Raw genomic sequence first — 14,296 nt, forward strand, 5'->3', positions numbered from 1 at the left:
CCTGAATGAAAAACCCTAAACACTTCGGGCTCATCGGGCGCAATATTTCTTATTCCTTTTCCAAAGGCTATTTCGCTAAAAAATTTGAGAAGGAAGGTTTTGAAGGCTACACCTATGAAAATTTCGACATTCAGGATATTGCCGAATTTCGTGATATTACTGAGAAAGATTTGAGCGGATTGAATGTTACGATTCCCTATAAGGAAAGTGTAATTCCGTATCTCGATAAATTGTCGAAAACTGCAAATTTCATTGGAGCAGTCAATACCATAAAATTCACCAAAAAAGGCAAACTCAAAGGTTACAACACCGATTTTTACGGATTCAGGAAATCGCTGAAGCCGTTACTTCAGGAACACCACAAAAAAGCACTGATTCTCGGAACCGGAGGCGCTTCCAAAGCGATAGCCTTCGCATTCGACCAACTCGGAATCGCTTATAAATTTGTATCGAGAAATGCTGAAAAACAGATTTTGTCTTACGACGAAATCAATGCTGAGATTTTCAACGAATATCAAATCATCATCAATTGCACGCCATTGGGCACTTTTCCCGATGTTGACGCCTGTCCTGAAATTCCTTATGAATATTTTACTTCTGAACATATTGCTTACGATTTGATCTACAATCCGGCGGAAACATTGTTTTTGCAAAAAGCAGCAGCAAATGGCGCCGTTACCAAAAACGGTTTTGATATGCTGGTTTTTCAGGCGGAAAAGGCCTGAAGATTTGGAATGAATGAGTCGAAAGTCGAAAGTCAAAAGTTGAAAACCCGCATGTATACACAGAAAAACTTCAAACTTTTTGACTAAATCTTTGGAAACTTTAACCTTTCGACTTTAATCTTTCGACTTTTTTCGTACCTTACGCCCTCAAATTTTATAAACCTTACACATTTAACAAAATGTCTGAAGAAAAGAATGATAACCTGCATGATGCAGACGGAAATTTAGAAGGAACAAATCAACCTGAAGCGCAGGCTGAAAACCAGGTAGAAGAAACGGAAGTTGCAGCAGAAAATGCCGATGTTTCGGAAGAAGTGAATGCGGAAGAGGCTGCAATAACTGAGGTTGCGCCTGAAACGGAAACCGAGGAAGTTACTGAGGAAACTTCTGCCGAAGTAGAATCTGATGTGCCGGATAATACGCTTGAAGAAGCTTCGCCTGAGACAAATGAAGCCGAAACCGCTGATGAAGCTGAAGAAAATCCGGAAGCAGCACCTGTAGTTGAAGCGCCAACAGAAGCACTTCCACTATCGGAAGTTGCGGAAGAAGTTTCAGAAAATGAGGCCGTTGATGCGATTGCAGAAACGAATGCCGCTGAAAGTGAAGATGAAACGATTCGCGAAGAAATTCCGATGCAGGATTACCACGGACTTCCGATGGATTCATTAATTGGTGCGCTTGAAAAGCTTGTTACTGTTGATAAAATCATGTCTGTTCGGGAACACGTAGAACAAATCAGAGCGGCGTTTCTGGAAAAATACAATCATTTTATAGATGAAAAAAAGCAAGAATTTAATGCAGAAAACCCTGAAACTACTGAAGAATTCCATTATCATTTTCCGTTAAAAACGAAATTTGATCAATTATACAACCAATACCGAGATAAGAAAAACGTTCATTTCAAGAGTCTTCAAAACAATTTGCAATCTAATCTTGAAACGAGATTGGCGATTGTTGAGGAATTGAAAGAACTGATCAATCCGCAAACCAACATCAAGGATACGCTCAAACATTTTAACGATTTGCGCGAGCGATGGAAAAATGCGGGGCCGATTCCGAAAGACAAATACAACCACGTCTGGAACAATTATCATTTTCACGTAGAGAATTTCTATGATTACCTGCACCTTGACCGTGACGCGCGTGACAAGGATTTCAAGCACAATTTAGAGCTCAAAACAAAAATCATTGCACGTGTTGAAGAATTGGTGAACGAACCGGATATCAACAAAGCGTTCCGCGAATTGCAGGATTTGCACAAAATCTGGAAAGAAGATATTGGACAGGTTTCGAGAGAAAAGCGTGATGAAATCTGGAACCAGTTTTCGGCTCTTACGAAACAAATGCACGATAAACGTGAGGTCTTGTTCGAAGCACAACGCGGAAAAGAAAATGAGCATTTAGAAAAGAAAAAGAGATCATTGCGCAAATTGAGGTTTTGGCGCAGGAGAAAGTCAGTGCGCACTCTTCATGGCAAGGCCAGGTGGAGAAAGTGGAAGCTTTGCGAAATGCTTTCTTTGCGATTGGTAAAGTTCCGGCTGAGGTGAATGAAGCGACCTGGGCATCGTTTAAAACGGCTGTTCGCGACTTCAATGCACTCAAAAATTCTTTCTACAAAGACATTAAGAAAGACCAAAACGATAATCTTAGTAAAAAACAGGCTTTGGTTGAAAAGGCGAATGCAATAAAAGACAGTGAGGATTTTGCAGCATCGACGCCAATCATGAAGCAAATACAGGAAGAATGGAAGCAGGTTGGACACGTGCCGAGAAAGTTTTCTGATAAAATCTGGAAGGAATTCAAAGATGCCTGCAATCATTATTTCGAAAGGCTGAAAGCGCAGAAAAATGAGGCTAATTCTGAAGAGATTGAAGCTTTCGACAAGAAAAAAGCCTACATCGAAACGTTGAAAGATTTTGAATTTACCGGCGACCACAAAACCGATCTGGACGCTATCAAAGCACATATCGAAGCATGGAAAGCGATTGGGAAAGTCCCTTTTTCAAGAAAGCACATTGATGGCAAATTCAATAAAGTACTCGACGGATTGTTTGAAAAACTGAGCCTGAGTAAAAAGACTCAGATATGATGCGTTTCAACAACCGCATTGACCAGCTTTCTGAATCAAATGACACAAGAAAACTCGACAATGAGAAAATCTTCCTGATGCGCAAGATTGATGAAGTTCAGGGTGAGATTTTCCAATTGGAAAATAACATTCAGTTTTTTACAAATACGAAAAATGCCAAGAAAGAGAATTCTATTGTATTGGAAGTGCGCAAAAGCATCGAAAAACATAAAGAGGAGTTGGTTGTTTTGAAAGACAAATTGAAACAACTCCGTAACCTGAATCAGGAGTAATTTCCTGAAATCCTATTTCCAAAATCCAAATTCTGATTGTCTTAATCAGGATTTGGATTTTTTTATGAGTATTAACATTTCTTCATTGATTTTTAGGGATTTAGTTTCACAAGCCCTAACTTTGCCGCGTGAATGTTTTAAGGAAATTTATATTTAGTCTGTTACTTTTGCTGCTGCCGGCTTTGGGTATTGCGAATGTAAAGGCTTCTCATGCCTATTTTGTAAAGCACGAATCGCAAACGCAATTTATTAGCAGAGACAGCCAGGAAGCGGCTTTTCTGCAACCTGAACCGGGGCATACGCTAATTGCCAACCTAAAAGACCTGGCCGACACTCACGGCCAAATGCGCAGATAATTTTATTTTACCAATCAGGAGGTTTACTGTTAAGAGTAATTTTTCGGATGTATATTTTCACTGCGATTGCCGCGCCTCCAATATAGCGCGTCTGCTTTTTCCTTTTCATTTTTTCTGGTGATTTGATGCTGCTCTGAATTATATTTTCCCTGAATATTCGGGGTTTCCTGCATTAAAAATCATTTAAAAAACAATATGGATACATCAGTAACTATCATTGGGGTCGTTTTCATGGCCCTGATCGCGATTCCCTTATACTTTGTCATGAAAGGGCAAACCATCAATAAAAAAGACTAAAAACGATTATGGCTGGTTATCAGCATTACCGCTTTCATATTACAGACAGGCAGCATTTAAAAGTATTTCAGCTTGACAGTGAAAAAAAAGCTTTCCTTTTGGTAGATTTTAATTACAAACCCGAAGATTACCTATTTCGTGAATCTTGCAGAAGTCGAAGATGTTGCGCTTGATATCACAGCCGATGGGCCGGATAACACAATTACATCATTGGCATTTGAATTTCAAAAACGTGACAACGGCAGGAAAAAACGGGTTTCTTTTTACAGTGCCAAACACGACAACAACCTTATGAAACTCGATGAAGACTTCAAATTAGGGCAGAAGTGGCAAAAGCTATTATCGGATTGCCTGAAATTCTAGGTAAAAAAGAGGCCTCATTTTTGAAGCCTCTTTCTTTTTTAATTCCTACTGAAGTGTCTGGTCTTTTTTAAGCGTGAGGTAGTATACCGGAATTCCGAGCGCTACAATTGCTAACCCTAAACCAGTATTTAAAGTATCATACACCAATAAAGCGACGCAGATTGCAGTCGTTACTATAATATAAAGCACCGGAATTACTGGATAACCAAAAGCTTTATAAGGTCTCTCGGCATCAGGTTCGCGTTTTCTAAGGATGAAAATTCCACCAATGGTGAGCATATAAAACAATAAAGATGCAAATGTGGCATAAGTCAGTAAATCGCCATATCGACCTGAGATACACAATATGCATGCCCAAAAACACTGGAACCATAACGCTTTTGCCGGAACGTCATGTGCGTTCAATTCGCCTGCGCCTTTGAAGAATTGCCCATCTTTTGCCATGGCATAGAACGATCTTCCGCCTGATAAATGAGTCCGCTGTTGCAACCGAAAGTAGAAACCATGATCAATCCAGCCATTACGAAAACGCCGATATTCCCCATAAATACGCTTGCAGCTGCGGCGCCAACCCTGTCTTCAGCGGCGAACATGATCCCGTTTGCCATTACGCCACCATCGCCGGGAGCGCCTTTCATTGGCAGTAAAGCCAAGTAAGCAATATTTGCCAAAATATAAATGATAGTGACGATCATCGTTCCTAAAAATAAACTTCTCGGTATGTTCTTTTTCGGCTCGCGAATTTCTCCGGCGATAAAAGTCACGTTATTCCATGCGTCACTTGAAAACAATGAATTGATGATTGTGGCTCCGGCTGCGCCCAGGACAGCAATTCCGACGAGTTTTGTTACGGTAACGGTTCCGTCAGGATTGACTACGGTTTTCGAAGCTTCCCACATATTGCTAAAATTCTGAGAAAGCACATCTGATTTTAAGCCAACATAAAGTCCAAAAATAATGATTGAAAAAAGCGCAATCAGTTTTGCAGAAGTGAAAATCAATTGAATTGTTTTTCCGGTTTTGACACCTTTCGTATTAATGTAAGTCAGCATAATAATAATCGCCATCGCCAGTATTTGCTTATAACTGAAAACCCAGCTGTCGCCAACTTTGAATATTTCGATGTTCAAATCGTCAAAAAATACGGCTGTATATTTGGCGAAAGCTACTGCGACAGCGGCAATTACGCCGGTTTGAATTACCGTAAAAACCGTCCATCCGTAAAGGAAAGACAACAATCTTCCGTAAGCCCTTTGTATGTACACGAATTGTCCGCCTGCTTTCGGCATCATTCCTGCCAATTCGCCATAACTCAAAGCCGCAGTCATCGTAAGGAATCCCGTAATGAGCCAAAGGACTATAATCCATCCGGCAGACCCGATGTCGCGCGCCATGGCAGAAGTAACAATAAAAATACCGAACCAATCATGGAACCGGCAACTACACTTGTGGCATCAATCAGGCCGAGGGAACGTTGTAACTCGTGTTTTTCAGACATATTTTGGTTGGTTTTGGTCAAATATAGTTAAAAGAGTTTACAGTTAATGGTTTACAGCGAATTCTTATCGAAACTGTATTCGCGTTCTACTAAAGCGATTCGCACGGTATAATTTTCATACCAAGTGTTTCGTCCTTTTTGCTGTGCGGTTTTGTGCTCGATAACTTTCTTCCAGTTTTTGATGGATTCGAGGTCTTTCCAGTAGGAAACAGTGATGCCGATTTCATCTCGCGCTGATTCTACGCCTAGAAACCCGGGTTGTTCTGCGGCCATTTTGACCATTAATTCAGCGGTTTCTCCGTAGTTTTCATCGGCTTCTGTTCTTGTGGAAGTAAAGATTACGGCGTAATATGGCGTTTGCATATCGGGTTCAGGGTTTTGGGTTCAAGGTTCAGGTATTTGAGAGATTAAAGCTTTTTCGCTTCATTCCAGAACACGTCCATTTCTGCCAAAGTCATATCCGATAACGGTTTTCCGATTTCGCTTGCTTTACTTTCGAGATATTGAAAGCGTTTGATGAATTTCTTGTTGGTGCGTTCCAAGGCATCTTCGGGATTTACATTCAGGAATCTCGCGTAATTGATCATCGAAAATAAAACATCGCCAAATTCACCTTCGATTTTATTCTGGTCGCCTGATTTGATTTCTTCCTGCAATTCTTCGAGTTCTTCCTGAACTTTGTCCCAAACCTGGTGCGGTTCTTCCCAGTCAAAACCAACACCTTTAACTTTGTCCTGGATCCTTGAGGCTTTTACTAATGCAGGCAAGCTTTTGGGAACGCCTTCTAAAACAGATTTTTTGCCTTCTTTCAGCTTCAGCTTTTCCCAATTCTGCTTGACTTCTTCTTCATCTTTCACTTCAACATCGCCATATATGTGTGGATGGCGGTGGATGAGTTTCTCGCAGATTTCCGTGCAAACGTCAGCGATATCAAAGTCGTTGGTTTCGCTTCCGATTTTCGCGTAAAAAACGATATGCAGTAATAAATCACCGAGTTCTTTCTTCACTTCAGAAAGGTCATTATCAAGAATGGCGTCGCCGAGTTCATAAGTTTCTTCAATCGTCAGATGGCGTAAAGTCTGCAAAGTCTGCTTTTTGTCCCACGGGCATTTCGCGCGCAAATCGTCCATGATGTCGAGCAATCTTCCGAAGGCGTCGAGTTGTTGTTGTCTGGTGTTCATTTTTTGGAGTAGCTAATTTGTATAAAAATAAAAAATCCCGTCGCTCAAATGAACTAACGGGATTATATTTTGTAAAAAGATGTTAACTATTCTTCAGAAACCGTTTCAGACTTTGCAGCCGGTGCTTCTTTAGAAACCAATCCTTTTGCCTGCAGCATATTGTACCAGTTAAGCACTTTTTTAATATCGGAAGCATAAACGCGGTCTTCGTCGTAATCCGGTAAAATTTCTTTGAAATAAGCGATCAATTTGTCATTGTCTTCTTTGTGAGAAATCGCCGGCTGTTGTCTTCTTTCACGGCAATGTTGCGCATTACTTCAGCTAAAGGTTTTTCTTCAGAGTGGGTGTACATTGAGATTTCAGACAATAAGCTCACGTTGCTTCTTAAACCGACAGTGATTTTCTTTCCGTCCAATAAAGATTCTGCGACAAAACCTGTGCGTGTTTGTACTTTTAAGGCGTATAATCCCGGTTTTCCTGAAATCGCTAATATTTTTTCTAAATTCATTATATAAAGTTTATTCGTTTTTCTTTTTTATCGGCCTTTTTTTCCGCCGAAGAGTTTCATTTTATAATCGGGATTGATTTTGCCTTCCATGATTTTCGACAGCCTTTTTTTAATCATTTGCTTTTTCAGCGTCGAAATATGGTCGGTAAATAAAATGCCTTCGATATGGTCATATTCGTGCTGGATGACGCGGGCGACTTTTCCGTCAAAAACATCTGTATGCTTTACAAAATCAAGGTCATAATATTCAATGGTGATTATTTCTTTGCGGTAAACATCTTCGCGAACATGCGGAATGCTCAGGCAGCCTTCGTTGAAACTCCATTCTTGGCCTTCTTCCTTCAACATTTTCGCGTTGATGAATACCTTTTTGAAGCCGTCAAGCCTTTCGCGTTCTTCGTCAGTCAGGTCATCGTCTTCGCTGAAAGGCGTGCCATCCATGATGAATAAACGTATCGGCAGGCCTATTTGTGGTGCCGCAAGTCCAACGCCGTAAGCATTGTACATCGTGTCATACATATTTTCAACCAGTTCTTTCAGGTTCGGGTAATCAGGCGTAATCTCTTTGCAAACTTCCCTCAGTACCGGTGCACCGTAACCTACAATCGGTAAAATCATCTTTCAAATATTTAATTGATAACGAAATTGCGCAGCGGTTAGTATGCGAATTTCGAAGCGCAAAAGTATTAAAAATAGTCGAAAGTCGAAAGTCAAAAGGCGAAAGAAGTGCCGTAAACAACTTTAGACCTTAAACTTTAAACTTTCCGCTTTCGACTATTATCGTTAACTTTGTATAAATGATTGCAAAAGTCAGGGCCTTTACCGACAGCACCAATTTTTCCAATGCGCTCAAAGTGACATTGGCGGCTGTGATTCCGGTTTTGGTTAGCTCGGCGATTGACCAATTCCAGCTCGGATTTACGATTGCAATCGGCGCTTTTCTGACTTATCCGAGCGACATTCCGAGTAATTTAAAACACAAGGTGAAAGGCGTTCTCGTTGCCGCATTTATGGTTGCTGGATTCAATTTGGTCATGAACCTGATTTATCCGTTTTCGTGGCTGCAATACCCCGTTTTGGGATTGATTGTCTTTTTCCTGGCGATGATTTCTGTGTACGGACAACGTGCGACGATGGTTTCATTTTCGGGATTATTGTCGGTTTGCCTTGCGTTTGCACACATTCATTCGGGGATAAAAATGCTGGAATATTCAGGATTGATGCTGCTCGGCGGATTGTTTTATCTGCTGATTTCATTGCTTTTTGACATACTCAGGCCGTACCGTTATGTGACTCTGCAGATTGCCGAATGCATGCGGCTTACTTCGAAATACATGAAATACCGAGGTGATTTGTGGAATATCGATGCCGATAAAGCAAAAATCATCGAGAACCAATTACACCTTCAGGTTGAAATCAATGTAATTCATGAAAATTTGCGCGAAATTTTAATCCGAAACCGCACCAATTCAGGGAGTTCGAATCAAAACCGGAAAATGCTGCTCGTTTTTATTTCTTTGGTTGAAATCCTCGAACTGGCGCTTTCGACTTCATTCGATCATAACAAATTGCACCAAAGATTCAAGGAACATCCGGAAGTGCTTGAAACGTACCAAAATCTGGCATACAATTTAGCTTCAACTTTGAGAAGAATATCGAAAAGTCTGGCGAAAGGGAAAAAATATGTTTCAGGACATTCACTGAATTCAGATTTGGAAGCTTTGATTACTGTTATAGAAGCTTATGAAACAAAACTCGGAAAAGCCGAAGCATCCGAAGGCGTTTTGATGTTAACCAATATGGTTCATTACGCCGAAAAACAAATCGAAAAAATCAAGATTATCGAACGCGCCTTCACTTCAGGGAAAGAAGTGAAATTCAAAGACCGTGATCGTGACCTTGAAAAACTGGTTGCACCGCAGTATTATCCGTGGCAGACATTTCGTGAAAATCTCAGTTTTTCATCGGCATTTTTCAGGCATTCGTTGCGGCTTACACTGACGATTTTGATTGGATTCACTTTAGGAAATTTACTGCTTTTCCAGAATTCTTATTGGATTTTGTTGACCATCATCGTTATCATGCGACCAGGTTACGGACTTACGAAACAGCGTTCTTATCATCGGATCATCGGAACGGTTGCAGGCGGTATCATCGGTTTTTTACTGCTTACTTTTATTTCAAATCACGTTGTAATCGGTGCGCTGGCTATTTTTTCTATGCTGATGGGATTCGCCTTTACGCAAATTAATTATAAAGTCGGTGCTACATTTGTCACGATGTATGTGATTTTAATTTATGGATTATTGGCGCCGAATAACAGTCAGGTTGTCGAATACCGAATTGTTGATACGCTCGTTGGCGGAATCCTGCTTTTACCGCGAATTATTTTTTGTGGCCGTCGTGGGAATTTGTCAGTTTGCCGCTTTACATCCGAAAATCAATCGAAGCCAACCGCAATTACCTCAATGAAATTTCACTTTTTTATAATGCAAAAGGCGATGTGACGCCATCTTATCGTGTTTCGAGAAAAAATGCTTTTATTGAATTGGGGAATTTAATGGCATCGTTCCAGCGCATGACGCAAGAGCCGAAATCAAAGCAAAAACAGCTGCAGCAGTTGTATAAATTGGTGGAGCTTAATCATACTTTGCTTTCCGCGTCGGCGTCTTTAGGGACTTACGTACAAACGCATCATACAACAAAGGCTTCCGAAGCATTTAATGTTGTAGTGAATACAGTCATTCGGAATTTAAACCTTGCTATCGCGGTACTTGATGATACTGAAAGTGAAGTTTCAATCGAAAAGAAAGAAAACCTGGAGTTACGTTTTATAGAACTCAAAAACCTGCGTGCACGCGAATTACGGGCGAATAACACAATTGATGAAACGGAATTTCAACTCAAAATGCAGGAAGCACAACTCATTATCGAACAATTGGTCTGGCTGATTAATCTTTCTGAAGGAATTTTAAAAGCGACTAAAAAAATTGAGATTGCGGCGTGATTGCATTAAACTTTCGCCTTTTTAAACTTTCAATAGCTTCTCAATTTCTCTTGAAACGCCATTGTTATCATTATCGAATTCAGTAATAAAGCCCGCCATTTTGATGATTTCCGGATGCGCATTTTTCATCGCATAATTGTATTTCGCGGTTTGCATCATTTCGACATCATTCAGGTAATCGCCAAAGACAACGGTTTCATCATAAGTAATTCCTAATTGCTTCTGGATTTCGACAATAGCTGTCCCTTTGTTGGCGTGAAAATCGGTAATATCGAGCCAGATATCGCCGGAAATTGCAACCTTGAAATCAGTTTTATATTTTTCGAAATAGGAATAGCTGTTTTTTTCGATATCGTTGAAATCGCAGACCGTAAATTTCAGGATGGTATCGTCAACTTTCGTCAAATCATCCACTATTTCAACGCGGTTGTAGTGTTTTCGTACTTCGGTAACAAATCTTTCATTTGTACTTTCCAAATAAGCAGCATTTTTTCCGCAGACAATCAGGTCGGCATTTTCAATTTTGCGGCCAATTTCTATAAAATGTATTGCCGCTGCTTTATCCAATGGCCTTACGAAGATTTCTTTTCCTTTATAAAATGCATAAGTGCCATTTTCTGCAAGGAAGAGCGTGCGGTCTTTGATTGGAGCTAAAACCGCTTCGAGGTTGTAAAATTGCCTGCCGCTGGCAACGGCAAATAAAATCCCGGATTCATGCATTTTTGATTCAGTTGCCCAGAAATCAGTGCCGACTTTTTTATTTTTATCGAGAAGCGTGCCGTCCATATCGGCGATGATGAGTTTAATCATATTGATTAGCGAATTAGCGGATGTGGTAATTAGCGAATGAAATTGAAAACCGGAAAATGAAATAATTAGAAAATAATCGGAAAGTATTAAACGCAAAATAAGCATTCGCTAATCCGCTAATTATCTCATTCGCTAATTAACCAATTTCAAAACCTGTGAAGTATAAGTCCGAATTTCTTCAAGCAACTCCGGTTGTGCATTTAATTTCTGTCCGTATGAAGGCACCATTTGTTTCAGTTTTTGCTGCCATTCCGAACTTTCGGCTTTGTTCTTGAAACAACGCCCTACCAGATCAATCATTATTGAAGCTGCAGTTGATGCGCCCGGAGAAGCACCTAACAAAACCGCAAGTGTGCCATCAGCTTTGGTAACCACTTCTGTTCCGAATTCTAAAATGCCTTTTCCGTGTTCGTCTTTTTTGATGACCTGAACGCGTTGTCCGGCAGTTTCGAGTTCCCAGTCTTTCGGGTCGGCATTCGGAACGTAATCTCGCAAAGCTTCCATTCTGTCATCTGTCGATTGCATGACCTGGTCGATGAGATATTTTGTGAGTGGAAGATTATGAAAACCCGCAGACAACATCGGAATTACGTTATTCGCTTTTATCGAAAGCGGCAAATCGAGATAAGAACCGTTCTTTAGGAATTTGGTGGAAAAACCTGCGTAAGGGCCAAACAATAATGCTTTTTCGCCATTGATCATTCGACTGTCGATATGCGGAACCGACATCGGCGGTGCGCCAACAGCTGCTTTTCCGTAAACTTTTGCAAAATGTTTTTCGATAACTTCAGGATTCGTGCATTTGAGCCATTGTCCGCTTACCGGGAATCCGCCAAAACCTTCGCTTTCAGGAATGTGTGCTTTTTCCAGCAATGGCAATGAACCGCCGCCGGCGCCGATGAAAACGAATTTGGTTTTTATTTTTTTCTTCTGGCCGTTTGCAAGATTTTTGACTTTTATTTTCCATTCCCGCGTTTCGGTCTGCTCGAGTCTTTTGACTTCGTGGTCGAAATAAACCGAAACGCCCGGAAGTTGGCGCAAATGGCTGAACATACTGCGTGTCAATTCGCCGAAATTCACGTCGGGCCCCAAAGGCATGAAAGTCGCTGCAAGATTTTCATGCTGTTCGCGTCCCTCCATCACCAAAGGCATCCAGGATTGCAATTGTTCGAAATCGGTGCTGAATTCCATTTTTTTGAAAAGAGGGTTTTGCGTGAGTCCGTCATATCTTTTCTTCAAAAAATCGACATTTTCTTCGCCCCAAACAAAACTCATGTGCGGAATGCTGCGGATGAATTTTTCCGGTTCGCTGACAAGATTTTGCTTTACCAAATATGCCCACAATTGCCTTGAAACTTCAAATTGCTCGGCAATCTTTACTGCTTTTTCAGTTTCGACAGAACCGTCCGGCAATTGCGGCGTATAATTGAGTTCACAAAAAGCCGAATGTCCTGTGCCTGCGTTATTCCACGCATCAGAACTTTCCGCAGCAGCGTGGTCGAGCCTTTCGTAAATTTCTATTTTGAGGTCGGGTTGTAATTCTTTGAGGATGACGCCTAAAGTAGCGCTCATGATTCCGGCGCCGATAAGAACGACGTCGGTTTCCGGTATGGTAACGGTTACAGGCATGGCAAAAATTTTGTACTGCAAAGATACCGCTTACCGTGCTAAATTTATCTTAATCCTGTTCAAGAAAATCATGAAATTACGAAATCGTTAGAGGGGAATTTCAAATAGCAATTCCAAAAAACAAATAAATCTCAAATGTTTAAATATTAAAAATTCCAAACTCCATGCTACGTATTCTTCGCGCACACCAGGTTTGAAAATTTAGAAACTGGAACTTATTTGTTTTTTGGAATTGCTATTTGGAATTTGTATGAAGATAATCCTGCAACATAATCGTCGCCGCGATTTCATCGATCAAAGCCTTATTCTGGCGTTGTTTTTTAGAAAGCCCGCTGTCAATCATCGTTTGGAATGCCATTTTAGAAGTAAATCGTTCATCGACTCTCACAACCGGGATTTCGGGAAATGCAATTTTAAATTTTTCAACGAAAGTATCAATGACAGCAGCACTTTGCGATGGCTCATTGTTCATTTGCTTCGGTTCGCCAACAATAACTTTTTCGACTTTTTCTTTTTGAAAATACGAAGTAAGAAATGCAATTGCGGTTTCAGACGGGATTGTAGTAAGTCCGGAAGCGATGATTTTCATTTCGTCGGTAACGGCAATTCCGGTGCGTTTTTGTCCGTAATCAATGGCGAGGATTCGTGGCATTTATTTTTTTGACAAAGTTAAGATATATTGATTGTCAGATTCTTTTTACCAGTAGAAAAAAAATCAAACCATTAAGAAATTATGATACATTAAGCACATATTCTTAATGCGCCTTAATTTCTTAATGGTTCAAGCTTTTAATTTCCCGATTCGCAACAGCATTGGAAAACTGACTTTCTTTTCGCTTTTCTCCCACGATTTTTGCAAATCTTCGCGAATCAAATCAATTGGATTCTGGTTGTGATGCGCTTTGTAATGTTCGGTCGCCGACCAGGTTTCGAGATAACCGACCAATTGGTCGAATGTCCAGGTAAAATGATTTGCGAATTTTTTAGCAGGAATTTCTTCAAAAGGAAAAGGTATCGTTTCATACATTTCGTCAAGATACCTGCGCTCTGAATCCCAAAACGGTCCGACGATATTATTATAAAAATCAAGCAGGATTTTATCGGAATCGTCATTCGTAGAAAATAATCCGTAACCCAAGACGGCAAAAATACCATCAGGTTTCAGGATTCTGCGAATTTCATTGTAAAACAAATCAAAATCAAACCAGTGAATGGCTTGTGCGACGGTTATTAAGTCAAATTCATTATCACCGAAATCGGTATGTTCAGCGGAAAGTTTTTTATAAATGACATTGAGGATTTGGGGCGCATGCAATAACTGGTTTTCGCTGATATCAGTTGCATAAACAGCGTGAAAATGTGCTGAAAGCTGCACGGCGACCTGGCCATTTCCTGTGGCCACATCAAGTGCATGATTTTTATTTTGGGCGAAAGAAACGATATAATCAATCATTTCTTTCGGATAATGCGGACGGAATTTTGAATAATCTGATGCCTGCCCGGAGAAATTGTCTTTCATAGCTGGTAATTTGCTACAATTTACAACTTATACAAAACAATA

General features: G+C 40.5%; 12 protein-coding genes and 3 pseudogenes. 5 read left to right on the top strand and 10 right to left on the bottom strand.

The window, feature by feature from the left end; translation table 11 throughout:
• Positions 1-5 precede the first annotated feature (5 nt).
• From ACSLFW_RS10035 to ACSLFW_RS10045, 3 genes and pseudogenes are all read left to right on the top strand, one after another.
• Positions 6-742 (top strand): annotated as a pseudogene (locus ACSLFW_RS10035) (shikimate dehydrogenase family protein).
• Between the two features lie 162 nt (positions 743-904).
• Positions 905-3,086: pseudogene (locus ACSLFW_RS10040) on the top strand (DUF349 domain-containing protein).
• A gap of 791 nt (positions 3,087-3,877) precedes the next feature.
• Positions 3,878-4,102 carry a hypothetical protein gene (locus ACSLFW_RS10045; protein WP_436555625.1) on the top strand — a complete coding sequence of 75 codons (225 nt, stop codon included), beginning with the start codon at positions 3,878-3,880 and terminating at the stop codon, positions 4,100-4,102.
• Positions 4,103-4,147: 45 nt separating this feature from the next.
• Here the strand turns inward: ACSLFW_RS10045 and ACSLFW_RS10050 are convergent, their stop codons facing one another.
• The 6 genes and pseudogenes from ACSLFW_RS10050 to def all read right to left on the bottom strand — a co-directional run bounded on the left by ACSLFW_RS10050 (position 4,148) and on the right by def (position 7,907).
• A complete protein-coding gene (locus ACSLFW_RS10050; protein WP_436555626.1) occupies positions 4,148-4,546 on the bottom strand; it encodes an amino acid permease in 399 nt (132 codons plus the stop codon).
• Complete coding sequence (locus ACSLFW_RS10055) at positions 4,504-5,496, bottom strand: amino acid permease (protein WP_436555627.1); 993 nt, start codon at positions 5,494-5,496, stop codon at positions 4,504-4,506. The genes ACSLFW_RS10050 and ACSLFW_RS10055 overlap by 43 nt, the downstream gene beginning before the upstream one ends.
• A gap of 155 nt (positions 5,497-5,651) precedes the next feature.
• Complete coding sequence (locus tag ACSLFW_RS10060; protein WP_436555628.1) at positions 5,652-5,963, bottom strand: antibiotic biosynthesis monooxygenase family protein; 312 nt, start codon at positions 5,961-5,963, stop codon at positions 5,652-5,654.
• A 44-nt stretch (positions 5,964-6,007) separates the two neighbouring features.
• A complete protein-coding gene (gene mazG / locus ACSLFW_RS10065) occupies positions 6,008-6,781 on the bottom strand; it encodes a nucleoside triphosphate pyrophosphohydrolase (protein WP_436555629.1) in 774 nt (257 codons plus the stop codon).
• Between the two features lie 86 nt (positions 6,782-6,867).
• Positions 6,868-7,289 (bottom strand): annotated as a pseudogene (locus ACSLFW_RS10070) (DUF5606 family protein).
• A 27-nt stretch (positions 7,290-7,316) separates the two neighbouring features.
• On the bottom strand, positions 7,317-7,907 hold the full coding sequence (def, locus tag ACSLFW_RS10075) for a peptide deformylase (RefSeq protein WP_436555630.1): 591 nt from the start codon (positions 7,905-7,907) through the stop codon (positions 7,317-7,319).
• 179 nt (positions 7,908-8,086) lie between these two features.
• Between def and ACSLFW_RS10080 the strand changes: the two genes are divergently transcribed.
• Both ACSLFW_RS10080 and ACSLFW_RS10085 read left to right on the top strand, forming a co-directional pair.
• Complete coding sequence (locus ACSLFW_RS10080) at positions 8,087-9,796, top strand: FUSC family membrane protein (RefSeq protein ID WP_436555631.1); 1,710 nt, start codon at positions 8,087-8,089, stop codon at positions 9,794-9,796.
• Positions 9,709-10,296 carry a hypothetical protein gene (locus ACSLFW_RS10085; RefSeq protein WP_436555632.1) on the top strand — a complete coding sequence of 196 codons (588 nt, stop codon included), beginning with the start codon at positions 9,709-9,711 and terminating at the stop codon, positions 10,294-10,296. Before ACSLFW_RS10080 ends, ACSLFW_RS10085 begins: the two co-directional genes overlap by 88 nt.
• Before the next feature lie 21 nt (positions 10,297-10,317).
• Here the strand turns inward: ACSLFW_RS10085 and ACSLFW_RS10090 are convergent, their stop codons facing one another.
• The 4 genes from ACSLFW_RS10090 to ACSLFW_RS10105 all read right to left on the bottom strand — a co-directional run bounded on the left by ACSLFW_RS10090 (position 10,318) and on the right by ACSLFW_RS10105 (position 14,254).
• Positions 10,318-11,106 (bottom strand): HAD family hydrolase, encoded by a 789-nt coding sequence (locus tag ACSLFW_RS10090; RefSeq protein WP_436555633.1) that lies wholly within the window; start codon positions 11,104-11,106, stop codon positions 10,318-10,320.
• A gap of 132 nt (positions 11,107-11,238) precedes the next feature.
• A complete protein-coding gene (locus ACSLFW_RS10095; RefSeq protein WP_436555634.1) occupies positions 11,239-12,735 on the bottom strand; it encodes a malate:quinone oxidoreductase in 1,497 nt (498 codons plus the stop codon).
• 235 nt (positions 12,736-12,970) lie between these two features.
• Positions 12,971-13,387 carry a Holliday junction resolvase RuvX gene (gene ruvX / locus ACSLFW_RS10100; RefSeq protein WP_436555635.1) on the bottom strand — a complete coding sequence of 139 codons (417 nt, stop codon included), beginning with the start codon at positions 13,385-13,387 and terminating at the stop codon, positions 12,971-12,973.
• A 129-nt stretch (positions 13,388-13,516) separates the two neighbouring features.
• Positions 13,517-14,254 carry a class I SAM-dependent methyltransferase gene (locus ACSLFW_RS10105; protein WP_436555636.1) on the bottom strand — a complete coding sequence of 246 codons (738 nt, stop codon included), beginning with the start codon at positions 14,252-14,254 and terminating at the stop codon, positions 13,517-13,519.
• Positions 14,255-14,296: the final 42 nt, after the last annotated feature.

It is taken from the genome of Flavobacterium sp. 3HN19-14, from assembly GCF_051373205.1.
Taxonomy (GTDB): domain Bacteria; phylum Bacteroidota; class Bacteroidia; order Flavobacteriales; family Flavobacteriaceae; genus Flavobacterium.